The following is a 17,895-nucleotide window of genomic DNA, read 5'->3' as shown; positions in this document are numbered from 1 at the left end:
ATGACAAATATCCACAAATCAGCAAGAGTTGGTATGCCCATTGGGAGAATCTAAACACGTTCTTTGCCTATCCCGAAGATATCCGTAAAGCCATTTATACGACGAATGCAATAGAATCCCTCAACAGTGTGCTCCGCCATGCGATTAAAAAACGTAAGGTATTTCCAACGGAAGATTCTGTGCGTAAAGTTATCTATTTGGCGATTGAATCAGCTTCAAAAAAATGGAGCATGCCGATTCAAAACTGGAAACAAGCGATGAGTCGTTTTATTATTGAGTTCGGTGACCGCCTGGACGGCCACATTTAATGAAAGGCAAATACACAGAATTATTTACAGGGTCATAGAATTTCAAAGGGCGAAAAACTTTATTCTTTTCTTCTCAGGGGAGAATACTACAACTGTAAATAAATATTATCATTTGCAATAGTACAGTAGTAATCTCCCTTTTCACCATATAGCCCGATGCTAACAAATGAGGGAAAATGTCCCCTCGTTTCATACCATGAGCTTATATGTAAAGAATTCTATTTTTAGGAGGATTGCCCAGCTATTAGCACTTTGCTATAACTCATGCTTTTTGAACATCCAGGAAAACCATAAATTGTTTATAAAAACAGGAATTTTCCAATGTTAAAGTAGTTTTACATCTTGATTTTTTATCTTAAGAGCTATCTTACTTTCTCTCGTTACTGTTATATCTTAGTGATATTTCTATATTCTGTTTGTTCTTCTATAATAGAAGTATTCAGGTTTTCAAAAATACCAGAAAATTCTGATTCACATGATGAAAAATATATTGTATGGTATCCATAGAGAGTTTAAATAGATGTAGAGATTGAATCTCAGTGTCTCTTATTTTTTTGAAGTTAAACTATCTTTACTATTTTTAAATTTACTATTGATATTCAGATATGAAACTCATAAAAAACCATCTAATTAGACTACTATCAGCTGTTGCTCTCTTTAATTTTTTGATTTTTAACTCATATAGCTTCAAGTTCTTGTTTAAAAATAAGAGAAGTATTACTGTACTTTTCATTTCTCTATTATTAAACGAATTTGCTATGTTTTATAGTGCTATCCTTATATCACTCTTGGTATAGCTCTCATTTATGATTGGAGGTAAAATCATCATGAAAAAAATAATTATTGTAGGTTATGAGCTTAGTGGTTTTGGTGGCACAGAGACTGTTTGTAAAAAATGCGTTTCCTTACTTTCTAAACATAATGCAGATGTAGATATTAGTTTTATCTTTTTCAAAGAAAATAATAAATTTTCTAATGACACTTGGCTAAAAGGAATAAAGTTTAAACGTATCTTTTCGGAAATCAGGAATCCAACACTTCGCCGAATTCATTTTGTGTTGCAATTTTCAAGGCACATCAAGCAAGAGAATCCTGACTTGATTATTGCCATTTCTACACGGGGTTGTTACATATCCAACTTGGCTAGGAAAATTTCATTCACAAAAATACCTATATTTTCTTGGGTTCATCTTTCCCTATATTCCGCGTATAAAGCAATATTTACACTCAAAGCAGATTACCACTTGTCCATTAGTACTGGTAATACCAATTATCTGATTAACATGGGAGTTCCTGATAATAAAATACATACAATCTTTAACCCAATATCAAGAACACCAATAACTATTACTCGTCCTAAAAATATATCGAGATTTATCTATGTAGGAAGAATCATTGCAAAAGAAGGGAAAAATATACAAAGTATGTTCCATGCTCTTTCAAAAATTAAAGGAAACTGGGAATTACATGTCTTAGGATCAGGGGATGATATAAACATTCTACAATCATTAGCAGTTAATTTGAATATAGAACAAAAAATTTCATGGCATGGCTGGCAAGAAAATCCTTGGGACTATATTGTCAATAATATAAAAGAAGTAACTGCGCTATTACTTACATCAACACATGAAGGCTTACCAATGGTACTTGGTGAAGCTAATTCCTATGGTATTTATTGTGTCAGTTCTGACTGCAAAACAGGCCCATCAGATATTATTCAAAACTCTATAAATGGAACTCTATATCCTGTTGATAGACCTGATGTATTGGTAAATCTCTTGCAAGATATTGTTAACGGAAAACCACTACCTAACAGTATTGATATAAAGAATGCGATAGAAAAATTCTATGATGATAATTATTTGAGCAGAATTGAATCCGCATTGAATATTTATTAAATACCAGGGATTAACTAACACTTTTTCAGTTCTCTATGTTTAAAACTTTTTTATCAGAAAACGATGAAAAATCAAGATGATTCCGGAGTAATACTAAACTGTCTTATTATTGTCATCGGGCTGCATAAGCAGCCCTTATTGTTATCATTCTGGTATTTCCGGCCATTTAATATTAGGGGCTAATGAAACATCAACCCGGCTCAGTAAGACCACATACTTTTTCCATTCAGGCAACAGTGCTTGTTCTTCTTCCGAAGCCAATTCAGTATCAACAGCATATTGGAGCAACGTGATGGTTTCATTAGCTTGCTTGCTCAGTGTGTCTCGCAATTGTTCTGCCTGCTCAATCTCACTATCTTTTATTGCTGTTGCGTCAGTCACCCATTTCGAGCCATCCCATCGATCAAAATGAGTAACGGGTTGTTTGAATGTTAGGGTATCGGGTAATTCACCCAGCTCAGTAATTTCTTGCGGCAAACGAGTTTGTGTGTTGTAAGCTGTTTTTCCGCGGTAGTCTGGGACAGTTTCCCAGTAATTGCCGTCTGCTGTACGCCTAACCGCCATAGAATCAGATTCAGGCAGTATCGGGGCATCTGTATAGGAACTGGCCGGTATGCCTATTCCTTTCATCAGATATTCGGGTGTCGCGCTGATAAATTCTCTTGAGCCAGGTGCTGCATGATAGATTGTTAGCCAACCGGCTTTTTCAGCCAATCCATCTTTTCCTAATATTGCTGCTTCTGGTTCTAATGAATATTTTTGTTCTGTCATTATGCTGCCCTCACTATGTAGTTAAATGCAATGTTGCGGGGGCGGGTTTCTGTGCCACCCGTGTTGTTAGTTGGCTGTAGATCTCGGTGATTTCCATTACCTCTTCCAGCGCGATCACCCCATGAGCCCGAATCATCCGCGTTTAATGTATGGTTATGTGATTTGAATTCATCAGTTTGCCACGACAAAATCCCACGACCACGATCCACACCGCGCCCATCATCCCAGCCACGGATAAATTCACCCCGTAAATCGGGTAATACGCCTGATGGATAAGCGGTTGCTAATTTGGGATATAGGGATTTGTTAAATGACTGACCGTTGCATGTAAAATAACCATCGGGCGCAGTAGGTAACGGCCATGGAATAGGAGCACCAACTGGGATGTTATGAGGTATGTTATTGTTTATATAGCTATGTAAGTCACCCCCCCATATTGAGCCTGTAGTGTTTCCGTCTGCGTAGTGAACAGCACTGCCGATATTAACCGTCCCCTGCGTGAAAATATCGCCGTTACGCGTATTAAAAAAAATTCGTGTCTTCTGATCTATTGTTGCTCTCAACCCGATACCAAACCACGATATAAGTTCAACATTATTCCCATCAAAACTAGCCGCATCTTTTGTGCCTGCTTGCATACCGCCGCTACCGGCAATAAATGATTGAGCAATCAATTGTGCGGCATTTACTTTCCCGTCCGGTGATACTGTCAACACACGCTTCGCATTAATATCTACAGCATATCCCAAGGTGTCTACGCTACCACCACGCATAATACCCGTTTTAATATAATTGTCGTACCAGGCATAACTTGTAAACGCAACCAGCGTACTTGTCGGTTTCCCACCAGATTCAGAAACTAACATTGTTGCATTACGTTCGTTTGGAATCGTCTCGACTTGTTTAAATCTAAAATACTCTGGATAATTTCCACCATTGGCTGATACTGCCCCCACATCCCCGGCAGAAGGTTTATTGTTTGGACTGTAAACACGGTGTCCACTTTCATAAATGTGTCTTTTCGCCCATATATCTTGGCTAGATACAACATCCGTACCGTCTCCAGATTTCACATATCCAGTCGCATCCACATTCCCATTTACAACACCGCCCGATTTTGGATATGCATTCCTGGCCAATTCCACCGTTTCCACTAAACCAAGATTTAGTAAAAAAATGAATTAACTATGAGTAAATTACGAACATGTTTCAAGTAATAAACAAAAAAATAATCCAAAACATATCATTGAGAGTCTCTGTTCTGGATATTTATACATCACTATCACTAACAGATGTCATCACTTTAGAGAATTATAATTTTTCTGTTTCTAATCATACGGCAGACTGCAATATTTAGTGGATTGGGAACTCACATAATAAAAATTTTCTTGAAATTAGACTTTATATTTAGTTTAAAAGAAAGATTCTGAAGATAAGGAATAAATAGAATTTCAAAGTGTAAAAAACTTAAGTCTGTATATTATTACAGTATAACAACTAATGCATTTTATACGGACGAATGGAAATAGGATTATACCCAAGAAACTTCAAGATGCAGTTTTTAGCACCTGAAAATGGTCATTAATTCTCGATGTCAGCGAGTGAGCCCGCTTATAAACTCACTTTTACTAGGGATATCTGCCCCGTTTTGGTTTTTTGCCAGTCTATTGTTGGCATTATTATTTGCGTTTGTTGCATTGTTGTTTGCATTTGTCGCGTTAGTGTTAGCTCCATCGATTGATTGATTTAACTCATTCCATACGGTATGCATTAATGATGAGGTCGGTACCGTATTCCCCACATCAGCAACCTGATTACTTAGCCGCACTATCCCCTTTTCAGTCAACGATGCATCAGGAACGCCACTTAATTTTCCCTCCGCGATTTTTCTAACGTCATGCACCGCTTTAGGTGTTGCCGCCTGATCTTCGCTGTCAGAATTTGTCGCGCTGTTGAGCTGCGATATGCCTTTCTGCGTAAGCGAAGCAGCCGGGATTTCTGTGGTAATTTTTTGTTTTAATGCCAAATCTAACTGTTGGGTGAGTTTTTCTAAATCACCATCATCAATAACATCCTCGCCCGTTTTTTCTGCAATATATTTCCCAATTACCGCAGCAATGATTGAGGATTGCCGCCAAACTTTATTTAATCGCTCACTCCTGGCAATTCCTGATTTAAATCCCTCTTCAATAAAATCAGCATTCTCGTATTCTTCTTGTGATAAAGTATTTGCGTTTTCACCCGTCGCAAATGCCTTAAAATCATTTTTCGCCATTTCTAACCCTCCACTATATGGTAATTAACCGTTATCCCCATAGGTTTAATCGAGAGATAACCTTGATGGATGATTTCTTTAGTAATATTACTAATTACTTTACCTTTTACCGTCACGGTAAATGACATATCCAAGTTATCTTCAAAAGATATGGATATGTTGTTATTTGAATGAATAAAACTCAGGATGTTATTAAGTGATTCAGCCGTTCCATCCCAGTTGTTTGCGCCTATTTTAGCTTTGATAACTATCCGATAATTATCATCATCTAACTTGACATAACTTTTATCACTATCAAACCGCCCTTTCCATTTGCCACTATCAAATCCCAATTCAGGAATATCAAAGGAGAAGTAATAGTATTCAATCGGGGTTTGAATCATTCGATTTCTTCCTACCCATTCTCCAATGATATCAAGCTGTTTGCCCTCCGCTTTGTCAAGATCAAAACTGCTAATCAGTAAATCAGTTGTAGACGCATTCCCGTTAAATATATCAGTAACAGCTTCAAGCATTCTGACGTATTTTTTACCTTCCATGTGGTAAGCCGGTATCATCTTCATATATTTATTCATTCCAGCACCGTCACTATTTTAATATTTTCAGGTGAACAGGTCGGCGCTTCATTAAAGGCTATATCAATGTTAGCCGCCCCGATTGTTGATGCTGATTTACCTGCCGCCACAGACAATACTTCATATGTCTGGCTGCCGTTTTTATTACATAAGTTTGCCGGTACAAATAAACGAGTAACATATATTCCATCACCAATATAAAGTGAGTTGATATAGTTAGATACTTCTGTCCGAATATTATTTCCAATGTCCGATGTGTATCCAATAAAAGGTTTAATCTGAACTTCAATATAAATTGGTACCAGCGTTGGACGATAGAAGTTAATCGTTTTTTTATTGCCAGTGTTATCCGTGACAATTTCAGAGGTGGTGCCAAATGTCGGTATGCCCGGTGTTTTCTTTATCAAAATGGTTTGAGCAATTTCTTTCGAGTCTCCTCCATCAATGACAATCGCAATACTGTGCGCCGGTATGCCGTTTTCATCAGTTTCATCCGTGTCGTTGTCATATCCCTGATAACGCGAAACACCATGCAGATTGGCAATAGCGCCGATCAGGCCATCCATAATAGTCCTCGAAGGTAAAGCAACCGAAACCGCTTGTCGGATCCTCAGTTCCGCATCGGTTTCAATACCCCGACCAAGTGTAGCGGCTACTGGGTTTGTTACTGTTTGCCAGCCCAATGTTGGTGTAGCAATCTGATTAATTGTGTGAGGCAGTGCGCCAATAGCGCCTGTTTTTTGACATACAGCCGTTACAGTAGCCAGTCCATGCGTGTCTATAGTGACTTCATCCGGTAGTGACCAAGTGTTTCCTATATCATCCCGCACAGAGGCATTACGGATAATGGTACCCGCTCGACCCGTTATTAAAACATCTACCGTCGAGTTACTGGGGCTTTTTCTGGTAATGCCGTTGATTTTGACATTACGAGAAAGCCCCTCACCTACCGCTGTTGCCGGACTAAATGAGTTATAAGAGGCTATGAATGCGTTGTTACAACCATGAACCACATAAGCAATCAACGATAAAAAAACACCGTCTTTGCTGTCAGATTCAATGTAAATATCTTCTCCGTAGATATCTCTAAATATTGTCTTCCAGCCATTTAAAATAGTTTGATAGTCAGGGGCGTTGATCCCGTTTTTATTAATGGCAGGTAACATTGTGTTGATAATATTTTCATACATCAGCCGTTACTCCTGTCTGTCCATAAATCGTGTCAATCGTGACTGTAATAGTGATTTTTCTTGTGTTGGGGTTTCTTTCACTGCGATAGTGGATAATGTTTGATACACCTTGCGTTTGCAGGATTCGCTGTCTGATGACCAAGTCATAAAAACCCGATGTGCCTTTACCTAGCACTTGGTCGTAATCGGTTCCCTCTTGATTATCAAGAAACCATTCGCCACTGCGCAGCATCAAACGTGTTTTCACTGCCTGCGCAACCGCCTCCGGTGAATTGATAAGAAAACCCGCTTCACCACGACCAAATATATAGTCGTTGTCAATTTCTCTTCTGTATCTCATTGGGGTTTCCCCGAGTTGCTTCCACCCGATTGCACACCACTATGGACGTGGTTTTTAAGGCTAATTCCTGCTGCGGTCACATCGTTGTTCACAGTAACCGGGCCTTGCAGGGTTGCAGTACCACCACCAGCCCCCATTCCCTGCGATAAGTTGCCGTTAATGGTGACGTTGCCGTTCAGGATGATTTCAGGTGAGGTAATTTCGGTACCACCATTTGCGGTGGCAGTAAGTTTTGCCGGTGTGATAACCGTGACGTTATGACTGTTGGGATCGAGTTCAATATACGCCGCGCCATCATCTGTTCTCAGTTGCGCGGCGCTTGTGCTGATACCCGCTATTTTTTGTTGCTGTGATTGTGGGCCAATAAGCGCAAATCCATCGGATAGGTTATGCTGCCGGGGATCTACTGGTTCTTGTATGCCACCCGATTGCCACCAGTAATCAATGCAACGATCAGCAAACACAACCAGGCATTCATCACCCACTTTTACCGGGAATGTTAGTGTCACTCCTCCGCCTCTTGGGAATACAACAGGGACATCTACCAACAACGGTAAGGATACGGATTCCTGTTCCCCGTTCTTTTTCCTGATTTTCCATCTGATAGCCGGTTGGGCTGTAACTGTTACCGCATCAGCATCAAATGATTGAATAATGCAGGGCAGAGAAACATACAATCCGGCGCTAATCACTTCTTGCATAGAAAAAAAGACCGCTTCGGGTCTATTTAGTCGTTCGTCAGTATTTATCATCAGCTTTCTACCTTACCTTTGTTACCAGTTGATTGATTCAGCAGGGTGTGATCGCTCTTAGCGATACACATCATTTTCATGTACCACTCGGTTTCGCGGGTGTCGCCGGAATAATTTATATTGAAGACAATGTAATCACCGTCAGAATCCAATGCTGCCGGTTGTTCTTTTGAATCCTTATGTACAGTAGAGGGATCAACCGGTGTGATTGAGCGGTTATCCAATCTAATTAATGTACCTGGACGGATATTCGGATTAATTAAGCACGTAACGTTAATACCTGAGCCGATAGTCTGTTCAGGCATACCAATCAGACCCGTTTTTAATGTGAGTACAACGGCTTCAGTTAAGTATTTATTTTTAGGCACAATATGTAACTGGTTATCTTCATAGCGCCAGTTAGCATCACATTGTTTCGCCAGGTCAGAGACTGCATTACGGTGCATACCAAAAAGCACTTTTCCTCTGGGTGAGGTTGATTTTCTGAATTCAGGGCGCAGGCCAGCAGTAATGCCATATTTGGCAATATCTCGCATCAGTAAGTGATCTAAATCTGCTTGAGAATATCCAGCCGCAATGGTGGTATTCACTGTCGCATAATTGTGGGGTTCATCTCCGTCTGCCGCCTGAATAACAACGCAAGTATCCGTTGGGCTATCCCTTTTTACATGGGTGTACTGAATTTGACCTGAAAATATTTGTCCTGAGTTTCCTTTGTAGCCCGCCACAAATTTAATCGTTTTGAACTCATTTTTACGCAATTTATTACTGGTTTCGTTATTCAGATTATATATCGTGAAAATACCCGTAGCAGGATAGGAAGATTCCGTTATGCTGATATCAAATTTGATCTTCAGGTTTGATAAATCTACTTTTTCACCCTGTTTGTCGATAACAATAAGGTGACATTCTCTTATCCACTGTTTTGACATAATTCACCCAATTAATAGAAAAAAATCGCAATTAAGCGATATGTGTAATAAATTATTATCAAGTTAATTTATTACAAAATATAATTTATCCTCTTTACCAAGATTATTCCTGAAAGATTTTTCCTGGTTTATATCACCATAAAAAATTAATGAACCGTTAAAACCAAGATGACGATATTGTTCAAGTAAATTAGTCCCAAAAACCAGTGGTAAACCGGTGACTATTGGCTCACTGTCCGGCGTCATAATATCCAGAATCCAACCCGCAATATCACGCCAAATGAGTCTCATTTTATAGTTAATACCATCCAATTGAATATCGAATTGTTGATTTATCGGTGATAAAGGAATTTCTACAATCCCAGCCATTTTTTACCCCGCTCTATAATATAATCAAGAATAACTCGTGGTAATGACGGCTTCACCGTGACTTTAGTTCCTACATTAATCACAGGTGCCGTATCTTCAGGATGTTTCATATTTTCAGCAGGCGCTGCTTGTTCTGTCGATGTTTCAACAATAATGATTTCACGCAGGTTTAAAATCACTGAAAGAACATTTTCACTGGTTTTATCCGTTGTGATTGTCATATCTTTAATTAACATATTTTTATATAAGCGTTTCCCCGTTGCGACATCAAAAGGTTTATGTGATGCCCTAAGGTCAAGTAACTGTTGATACACCGCGCGCGGGCTATCTCCAAGGCTTAACCCGGTAGAAATATCAAATACCTTTGTGGTATCAATAACATCAAGTAGCGAACCGCCACCAGCAAAACCTAGCTCCATTCTCACTTCTGATGGACTATCATAAGCATGATCACTGATTGTCACCCCCTGTTGGACTGGATGATCCGTTATATTGGATGTATCCGTATGTGTTTCTGAAATAATGACACTCGGTACAATGGCACCTATTTTTCTCGTTTGCTGAGAAAACATCACTGATAATATATCCATTGTTATCTCACTTGTGTTTGCATATTTCTAAGTAACATACTGTGAGTGCGTTCTACCGTTTCTCCAGTAAGTCTTGCCGCTTCTCTGGGGGATTCAACGCCATTAATCTCAATATGATAGTTTACTTCCCCAATCCCATTCATATTATTATTGCCAGCAGGAATCAGCGAACTCAGCATGAAATTGTGAGTCACTCCCTGATGATTGATCATACTGTTGATATTCGTCATTGCACCGCTGAGCATATGAGGATCAATGGAAATGTTTTTCCAATAATTAGCAATATTATTTAGATGCTTGGTTAAGCCTAAAGGTTTATTCGCTGGCGGTGGCACGCCGAGAATCGCCGCCCTAATAAATTCTGGTGAATAGGGATTACCACCAATCTCCACTACCATCATTTTATCAATCAACCTTTGCATCACGTTAGGATCAGTTAAATCAAGGAACGCATCCTTAGAAACTCCCATCATTTTAGACACGCTAGCAATGTATGCTTTAGTCTGATTACCGTCTTTTGATGGCGCCCATGTCGGGATAATACTGGCAATGGTTTGTAGCTTTTTTCCTGTGGTCTTGCCACTAAAATAACGTCTCAGCTGATGAGCGGTGGCTTTTAATCCACTATATGCATCTGGAAACTTAGCGAATCTGTGTCCGGGGCTATCCTCACGGACTGCCCCTCTCTGATGCACAAAGTTCATATTTAACGGGTTGTTATTCCTGGCCCCTCTGGAAGATATTAGTTTCTTTAGTCTTGCTGCTGTAAGCTCAGTGTTAAAAATGTCCATCGACTGATTAACTGTAGCCTTTAAACCGTGATGAACATCAGGCTGCTTAATAATTCCAGCTTTATGATGGTCTTTATTGAATAACTTATTCTTGCGTTTCTTTTTCTCTTTACTTGATTGGCTTGATACCTTTCTGGGAATATCAGCAATTTTTCGGCTGTGATCTTTATCAATGATAGGTTTACCGCCATCAAGCTGTTTTTGATAGTTGGGAATATCAGTAACTTTCTGACTGTGGCCTTCATCAATGACAGGCTTACTACCATCAAGTTGTTTCTGATATTTTTCGTAATTATCTTTGCTAAAAAACGGTGTCAAATCGGAATCCATATAAAGCCCATGCGTTGACATCCAACTATTAAGTTGATCAAACGTTAACAGTGGTTTTTTATCTGCCTCACGCTCTTTTCGTCGCCGCTGTATGGTTTCACCCACGGTTTCGTGATTTTTCTTTGCTTCTTCTTGTAATGCATTTAATCGACTATTAGGGTCGAATAATATTCCCAGCGTAATTTTTTTTCCTGTGAGTTTCCATAATTCATTCAGTGTTTTCAATAAGCCGTTCGCTGAGGCTTCCCCTTTGTTTAACCATTTAACTAATCCCCCAATCGCATTAAATATGTCATCACTATCAAGTGTGTTGGTATTTTGATTGGTACATCCCATCATGGCTTTTAATCGTTGCTCACTTATCGATGTTATCAAAGAAGACGTATTAATATGCCCGCCATTGGTATCATGGCACGGAATATCAATCTTCGGTAGAAAGCTTTCTACACTTCCATTTCCTTCCGCCTGACTAACACTCTCATTAATAGGTTTAATTTTTTCAATCGTTGGACCTGTTTTCTGTAACTGTCCGTAGAGTTTGTCCAGTCCATTAGCTATTTGAGCGATAAAATTAGCTACTGCTGACGTTGCATCTTCAATTTCCGCCCTCATTTTGAGAACATTGGCTGTTACTTCGGTGATAACAGCGATAAATTTACGCTGTCCCACCTCGTCGACATCAAACTTAAGTGATACCAGGAAATCTCTCATTGTTTCAGCGTTATTACTCATTTCGCCACCTCTCTATCATGGCCTCATTTTCCGATTTAACATCAAGGGCATCATTCATCAATGCAATATCAGCCAGGTCAAGAACACCGTCTTTTAATGATTCATAACGGCACATGCCCGCAATGACTGGGCGTAACAGATAATCACGCCCTTTCGGGAGAGTTTCAAAATTTAGGCCAGGTTGTCCTGGAATTACACTTCGCTCTCTAATAGGGCGGGAAAAAAATTTCCCAATGAATCTCGGATAATAAAACCGACAATTTTAAGCAGTTCCAAACCATCGATGTCATCGAACATCAATAACTGACCATCAGGTTCATAAATCTTGCTCCATATGCCATTCTGTTCACGGGAAACTATTGATAAGCAAATATCATTAATTTCATACCGGTTGGATTTTCCCAGCGCCGTAATGGATTCAACCAAATAAGGAATCAATTCTTCAAAGCTGGTCGCGCTATTATCATTTCTGTCTGCAACAATCTTTTGCATCAATGGCCCAAGTGCAGGAATCGCTGGAGATAAAGCCACCGCCAAATCCTGTTGCTGAAAAGCGTTCAGTTTGCCACTGCGATATTTTTTACCGTCAATTTCAAATTCCATAAACTCCCCTTAAAACTTAACCTAAAACCGCCTAAGTCACCGAAGCATAAAACTGATTATGAATATGCAGACAAATGCCTCGGTGAGTTTCAGCGTTTGTAAAGTAAACTTGTTAGAATGTGCCTAACATGATGTCGATTTTCCCGCAATCAAACACCCAGGCAACGGTATTACCTGCTTTGGAATTCTGTAAATCCGGCTGTTTTTGAAAGGCGACAGAACGTGCAACAACAACGTCGTTACTCTCCTTGTTTCGAATAACAATCACGTTATTCCCCCATGCTGCTGATGAAAGCGATTGTGTGCTAAGCATCGCGTTCAATTTTGCGTTTACCGGGCTGGTTTTAAGCAAGTTAACCGTAATGGTTCCAGATTTGGTAGCGTGCAGTGAATGCATGACTTCACCATCTGCACCTGTGATCATGGTGTTTTTGCTTTCTGACATCGTCACTATGATGCCCTCGTCAGAGAGGGCCGCGCCGTTACCAAGATCAAAAGAACCCCCTACCCCTGTAATAGAAGCAGAGACATCAAGAAAAGAGTACGTAGCCATTTTCAATCCTTATCTGTTTACATTAATGATGACATCAGCGTAATGAACAGCGCCTGCTAATTTGATAGCGCACTGAATAACCGGTGCTTTTCTGGCTTCCCTGTCAGCTTGTGCCTGTGTTGCAATTGGCGGTGCATAGACGTAGTAACCTTTTGTCAATGTTGCCCCAGTATTCAGCGCACCAATCGGATCACCACCCCATACGCCATGAGCGATCAACCCATTCGTCACGGCTTGAGCAAGTGACTGTTCAACGTTAGTCAGTAGGCGTGTAACACCTTCATCGGTTTGGGGAATTTTGCTAGTACTGGTGTAAAGCAGGTTATAAAGATTGTTCTGAACGTAGTTCTGCAACCAGTCCAGGCCGTGACGTTCATCAATGAAATCACCGTTTGCCATGACGCCTTCCTGAATAATGGCCGTGTCATTGTTATATTTAACAAAAACATTGCCGTTTTTCTTCTTCAATGCATTAGCTTGGGTTGCGGTGAGATTTTCCGCCGTAACCGCAGGTTCTTGTTTAAATTTCAGGGTAATAGTGGTGTTATTGCCATTGAAATTGACGGTAAACATACGCCCCATCAGAGAAGCTACGATGTAGGGTTTCCCCGTTGAATATTGCCAGAGTGTACGCTGATAGTTTCCTGCTTTCAGTTTTGATCCGATATCCGTATCAACATCAGCATCCAATACCGCTGTTTTTTGCACCGTATGCCCATAGATTCGAGAAACAGATGCCGATTCAATGTAGTCAGCTACAGACAGAATATCTTCATCTGTCCGCGTGTCGTCAGCGATAACCAACCCATACCAACCACTAGACGCAGCACCCAATATTGCTACTGCCTCAGCAATCGTTTCTGCTGCGGTGGGTTCGATAATCGTAGCGCCAGATTCTCCGTCTAATTTTAGTAAATCACCAATGTACGTTCCGCTAGCCTGTGAAACATAACCAATAGCGCCCGCAGAATTTGATGCCACAGTGAAACGTGCGGATGAGCTATCATATATCACTGAACAATCTTTCAGCTTTTCCGCTACCCGTTGAGCAACACCATTAAGATTTGTTTCTTTACTAAAATCGATATCGCTACATATCACCTCTTCACCGTTAAGCGTTAACTTAAAAGAACCATTTGTAACAGCAGTAAATTTACTCAGCGTTTGTTGTTGCTTCGTCAGTACTGCTCCTTGCAAAGAGGCTCCAATATTGTTCTTAGCCCAGCGGCCAATATATAAATCGACAGGGCGTGGTGACTGGGAGTAATAAAGCGCCGCGGCTTGGTACTCTGGCGTGTCCATACCGAAATCTGCCCCTACGCCATCGATATCAGAATATTGGCGTAAACGCTCATGGGGGTTGATCACGTTGCTTGCACCAACAATCAGCAACGCACCAAAGTTCCTGGCCTGAGCCGCATGAGGAGCCATATTCAACGTGACATTGATAATGTTTGAAACAGGTAAACCCTGCATAATTTAATCTCCAAAGAATTTGACAGGCGCTTCTACCAGTGATTTCACACCGTATTCACGCACCACTTTTCGCCGCAAGGTGATCGTCATGTCATAACGACGCACCCACTGGTTATTGATAAGCTCAGGTAAAGAAGTCAGCCGGGTATATTTATCTACTGAAAGACCGAAACACCTCAATTCGTCATTGTTCTGACTAACCGCCAGCCCGTCACGAAAACAGGTGCCGTACCGCTGACAGTTCGGACCATAAAACGAAATCAAACATTCGATTTCTTCATAACGCCATAACTCAGTACTTTCGTCAGTTTGGTTCTCAAAGGCCGGAGATACGTCCGAAATAAAGCCCGTAATACCAAAATCACACCCATCATCTTCCGATAACAGTGGTGATTGTGATGATGTCCATCGGGAACGCACTTTATTGTCAGGCAAACCAGAAACACCACACACCCAATGACGCAGTGTGTGTTCCAACTCATCATCGTACTCAGGCCCTGGAGTGACAGGCGTTAACCAACCAGCTTTATCACTACCGTTGCTCATCAAAAATACCTCCATCAAACAGCAATAATCGCAATGTAGCTGAATGAACCAAGCTCTCTATGAAGGCTTAGTTTCCAGCACCAGGTTATGATTGATTTAATAGGGATACCGACCGCAAAGAAGTAAAAAATATGCGTAAATAATTCGCGGCGGCAAATAGGCAAATACAAAAAAAGGCCGCAACGCAGTGCAGCCTTTTCAATTATTATTTAAATTTTTACTTATCTATCAACGCATAACAACCCATACTCTAAGACGCTCATTCATATCACACCGTCTCTTACATAACTTGGATTTTTTCAATTGAACTTAATGAATTAAGCGTTATTTTCCCGATTTTCTACATGAAAAAGCCCCGATAAAAATATCGAGGCTTGTTGGTTTCTGTGCTTATTCGCAACTTTAACCGGTTAGTACACTACCATAGCTTTTTGCGTACGCACAAGCTTTTTGCACTCTTGTATTTCATTATCCATTTCTAACGTGATATCAAGCATGGCCAAACATCCCTGTACAAAGCTTTCGCCCTTTTGCAATCGGGAACGTACTTCAATATCTGATACCTCAATTAAACGAGCTATTGACCGTTTAGAAAGACCCAAGGCATAGTACATAAATAAAACTTCAATTTCTTCAGACTTATCTACCGTCTTAAGCCTTGCTATACAAGCATCAATGATCAAACCATCATTATCGCAGCAGGAAGGGCGCGGTGGGCGAGTTGACGTAATCAGACCTTTAAACCCAGCAGCGATCGACGGCCAATTAACACCTGTGGCATCATTAGCCCAGCCGCCCCAACGCTCTAGAACTTGTTGAATATTGCGCATACGTTTTTACCTTAATTTTTAGTAACAAATAGTCGTAAAAATTATTTTCGTAATGGGTCTCATGCATCCCTGTATTCGACATGATAACAAATTTCTCATGCTCTATTTCTTGCGTTTCTTTGTTGCTTAACTATATCGTCTAAATATATCTTCTTACTTAATCTGTTAAATATAAATACTATCTAACTACTATTCCTGCCAAGATTAGTCTCAGAGGAAAATATAATATTGTGGTTAATACAACTAGTTATAAAGTGCTTATCATCCTCATCTAAGTATTTCTCATATAAATTTTACCTAATCCTGTAATGTACCTCGCCTTAAAAAGTTCATAGCTTAAACTGCCTAAAGCAACGCCAGTGGTTTTTATTATTTCCCGATAATTTTCAGACAACATAACAACCCCTTTTTATTATCAGATAAAAAATACATTAAATAAAAAGTAGCACAAAATTTTTATCTCATGGATATTAAAGTGTAAAAAATACTTTGGATCAACTCTGAAATCTATAAAAAAATGACGATTAAAAATGTTTTTTACACCCATAACAAAGGTACAGAGAGCATACTGTTTACATAACGATAAGAGACGAATCGGCGAAAATGCAGGATTTGACTAACCGTGATCGGAATATTTCAACCAAACATGACAAAACTTTTAAGACAAAAATAGGATTAATGTTACCATCAGTAAATTACCAATTATCAGGTAAGTATCTATGCAAAAAATTTTAACATTGTCAGATATATTTTCTTTTAATCAGTGAGTTTTATGAACTCATGCTATTCAATTGGTAGTTTGGAGAAAATATTATTCTGGTATGAAATTACTTTTATTTAACACGATCTTACGGCATCAACACCTACTGTTATCTTCTGTCATATCTCATCTTTTTTCTTCTGACTTTCTCCAGACAATATAGAGACAGATATACACCAATATCCATTCTGATAAAAAGATCACAATAGAAAGGGATAAAATGAGCTGTATATAAAAACAGTTATCTTGAAAAACAAACATGGAAAAAGCCGTTATCTTCTGAAAGATAACGGCTTCTTATGTGATTTGGTGCCGGCTACCGGAGTCGAACTGGTGACCTACTGATTACAAGTCAGTTGCTCTACCAACTGAGCTAAGCCGGCGTGTTTCGGGGTGGCCCCCGAAAGCGAGCGCAGTATATTACAACCGGATGCAAACAATCAAGCATAAATAATAGATTTTTTTAAATATATTCAAAACACCATGAAACGACGATCAAAATATGCTCATTGAGCACATATTGCTATCCTAAAGAACTTTCTGACACAGAGACAACCACGATAAGACTATTCGTAAAGGTACTATCTTGCTCATTAATGAGCAAAAATCATCCCAGTATCAAAATTGAACTTTATTCTTAATACATTAACGGCAAGTTATAACAGCTTCCCCATTCATTATAAAGGCAACCATTTTTCCAATTTATTACCACCCAAAAATAGTTGACTACTATAAATACAATGTGTTATTTAGAGCAGAAAAAATAAAGCTCTTGGATACTATTAAGATTAGATTTAATTAATATTATTTCTATAAGTCATTATAAATCTAAATATTAATTATGAGGTGAATCATGCCGGGAAAGAATTATTTAATTGCCCATCAAGTTTTTTTTACCTTCAAAGATGGAATAAGCTGGGATAGCGAAAAAGCCATATTAGCAGAGAGAGTTGCCTTAAATCATGTTAACGAGATAAGCGAGATTAAAGGATGGTTTTGTGGTCGTAATATTTGTGACCGTAGCATTATAAACAGAAAACAATCTGTTGATTTCAGTTTAATTGGTTACTTTAAAAGTCATCAGGATCTGGATATATATATCAATCATCCCGACCATGTAAAAGGCGTGGTACTTTGGAAAGAAATAAGCACATGGACAGTGTCAGATACTATTATAGATATAAATAAGTTAATTAATTTCACCCAATTAATAGGAAAGTTATATACTCTGCAATGAAAAAAACCTTATGCATAAAAATATGCATAAGGTTAGT

Annotated in this window: 20 protein-coding genes and 1 tRNA gene; 3 read left to right on the top strand and 18 right to left on the bottom strand. The window is 39.3% G+C overall.

Going from position 1 to position 17,895, the window contains the following annotated elements:
* The coding region (locus BO26_RS12465) for a transposase (RefSeq protein WP_036773959.1) at window positions 1–308 on the top strand (308 nt) is incomplete at its 5' end.
* 827 nt (window positions 309–1,135) lie between these two features.
* Entirely contained in the window at window positions 1,136–2,206 is a 1,071-nt protein-coding gene (locus BO26_RS12460; protein WP_036771792.1) for a glycosyltransferase, read from the top strand.
* 144 nt (window positions 2,207–2,350) lie between these two features.
* On the opposite strand, the gene BO26_RS12455 is transcribed toward BO26_RS12460, so the two are convergent.
* From BO26_RS12455 to BO26_RS12375, 18 genes are all read right to left on the bottom strand, one after another.
* Window positions 2,351–2,977: a tail fiber assembly protein gene (locus BO26_RS12455; RefSeq protein ID WP_036771790.1), complete on the bottom strand. Its 627-nt coding sequence runs from the start codon at window positions 2,975–2,977 to the stop codon at window positions 2,351–2,353.
* Entirely contained in the window at window positions 2,977–4,122 is a 1,146-nt protein-coding gene (locus BO26_RS23700; protein ID WP_081861902.1) for a tail fiber protein, read from the bottom strand. Before BO26_RS23700 ends, BO26_RS12455 begins: the two co-directional genes overlap by 1 nt.
* A gap of 449 nt (window positions 4,123–4,571) precedes the next feature.
* Window positions 4,572–5,252 (bottom strand): tail fiber protein, encoded by a 681-nt coding sequence (locus BO26_RS21585; protein WP_051690963.1) that lies wholly within the window; start codon window positions 5,250–5,252, stop codon window positions 4,572–4,574.
* A gap of 2 nt (window positions 5,253–5,254) precedes the next feature.
* Entirely contained in the window at window positions 5,255–5,809 is a 555-nt protein-coding gene (locus BO26_RS12440) for a DUF2612 domain-containing protein (protein WP_477707030.1), read from the bottom strand.
* Window positions 5,810–5,823: 14 nt separating this feature from the next.
* Window positions 5,824–7,017, bottom strand: a complete 1,194-nt coding sequence (locus BO26_RS12435) for a baseplate J/gp47 family protein (protein ID WP_036771787.1) — start codon at window positions 7,015–7,017, stop codon at window positions 5,824–5,826.
* A complete protein-coding gene (locus tag BO26_RS12430; RefSeq protein WP_036771785.1) occupies window positions 7,010–7,357 on the bottom strand; it encodes a contractile injection system sheath initiator in 348 nt (115 codons plus the stop codon). The genes BO26_RS12435 and BO26_RS12430 overlap by 8 nt, the downstream gene beginning before the upstream one ends.
* Window positions 7,354–8,109 (bottom strand): phage baseplate assembly protein V, encoded by a 756-nt coding sequence (locus tag BO26_RS12425; RefSeq protein WP_036771783.1) that lies wholly within the window; start codon window positions 8,107–8,109, stop codon window positions 7,354–7,356. Before BO26_RS12425 ends, BO26_RS12430 begins: the two co-directional genes overlap by 4 nt.
* A complete protein-coding gene (locus BO26_RS12420) occupies window positions 8,109–9,041 on the bottom strand; it encodes a phage protein (RefSeq protein ID WP_036771780.1) in 933 nt (310 codons plus the stop codon). The genes BO26_RS12425 and BO26_RS12420 overlap by 1 nt, the downstream gene beginning before the upstream one ends.
* Before the next feature lie 63 nt (window positions 9,042–9,104).
* Complete coding sequence (locus BO26_RS12415) at window positions 9,105–9,410, bottom strand: phage baseplate plug family protein (RefSeq protein WP_036771777.1); 306 nt, start codon at window positions 9,408–9,410, stop codon at window positions 9,105–9,107.
* A complete protein-coding gene (locus tag BO26_RS12410; protein WP_036771776.1) occupies window positions 9,395–10,000 on the bottom strand; it encodes a phage baseplate protein in 606 nt (201 codons plus the stop codon). Before BO26_RS12410 ends, BO26_RS12415 begins: the two co-directional genes overlap by 16 nt.
* A 2-nt stretch (window positions 10,001–10,002) precedes the next feature.
* Window positions 10,003–11,853, bottom strand: a complete 1,851-nt coding sequence (locus tag BO26_RS12405; RefSeq protein WP_036771775.1) for a hypothetical protein — start codon at window positions 11,851–11,853, stop codon at window positions 10,003–10,005.
* Window positions 11,846–11,911: a DUF6889 family protein gene (locus BO26_RS24645; RefSeq protein WP_407946584.1), complete on the bottom strand. Its 66-nt coding sequence runs from the start codon at window positions 11,909–11,911 to the stop codon at window positions 11,846–11,848. Before BO26_RS24645 ends, BO26_RS12405 begins: the two co-directional genes overlap by 8 nt.
* A gap of 134 nt (window positions 11,912–12,045) precedes the next feature.
* A complete protein-coding gene (locus BO26_RS12400) occupies window positions 12,046–12,456 on the bottom strand; it encodes a phage tail assembly chaperone (RefSeq protein WP_036771773.1) in 411 nt (136 codons plus the stop codon).
* Between the two features lie 112 nt (window positions 12,457–12,568).
* Window positions 12,569–13,009: a DUF3277 family protein gene (locus BO26_RS12395; RefSeq protein ID WP_036771771.1), complete on the bottom strand. Its 441-nt coding sequence runs from the start codon at window positions 13,007–13,009 to the stop codon at window positions 12,569–12,571.
* A 9-nt stretch (window positions 13,010–13,018) separates the two neighbouring features.
* Window positions 13,019–14,485, bottom strand: coding sequence for a DUF3383 domain-containing protein (locus tag BO26_RS12390; protein WP_081861901.1), 1,467 nt, complete (start codon window positions 14,483–14,485; stop codon window positions 13,019–13,021).
* Between the two features lie 3 nt (window positions 14,486–14,488).
* Window positions 14,489–15,031: a phage neck terminator protein gene (locus tag BO26_RS12385; RefSeq protein WP_420864702.1), complete on the bottom strand. Its 543-nt coding sequence runs from the start codon at window positions 15,029–15,031 to the stop codon at window positions 14,489–14,491.
* Between the two features lie 410 nt (window positions 15,032–15,441).
* Window positions 15,442–15,861: an antiterminator Q family protein gene (locus BO26_RS12380; RefSeq protein ID WP_036771765.1), complete on the bottom strand. Its 420-nt coding sequence runs from the start codon at window positions 15,859–15,861 to the stop codon at window positions 15,442–15,444.
* Between the two features lie 1,067 nt (window positions 15,862–16,928).
* Window positions 16,929–17,004: transfer RNA gene (locus BO26_RS12375), tRNA-Thr, on the bottom strand.
* 470 nt (window positions 17,005–17,474) lie between these two features.
* On the opposite strand from BO26_RS12375, the gene BO26_RS12370 reads away from it, so the two are divergent.
* The gene (locus BO26_RS12370) at window positions 17,475–17,858 is read left to right on the top strand and encodes a Dabb family protein (RefSeq protein ID WP_036771763.1); all 384 of its coding nucleotides are present in this window, start codon (window positions 17,475–17,477) and stop codon (window positions 17,856–17,858) included.
* Window positions 17,859–17,895 lie beyond the last annotated feature (37 nt).

The sequence above is a fragment of the Photorhabdus australis DSM 17609 genome (assembly GCF_000711895.1).
Taxonomy (GTDB): domain Bacteria; phylum Pseudomonadota; class Gammaproteobacteria; order Enterobacterales; family Enterobacteriaceae; genus Photorhabdus; species Photorhabdus australis.
The sequence above is the reverse complement of the archived record's forward strand: the minus strand, read 5'-3'. Positions and strand labels throughout refer to the sequence as shown.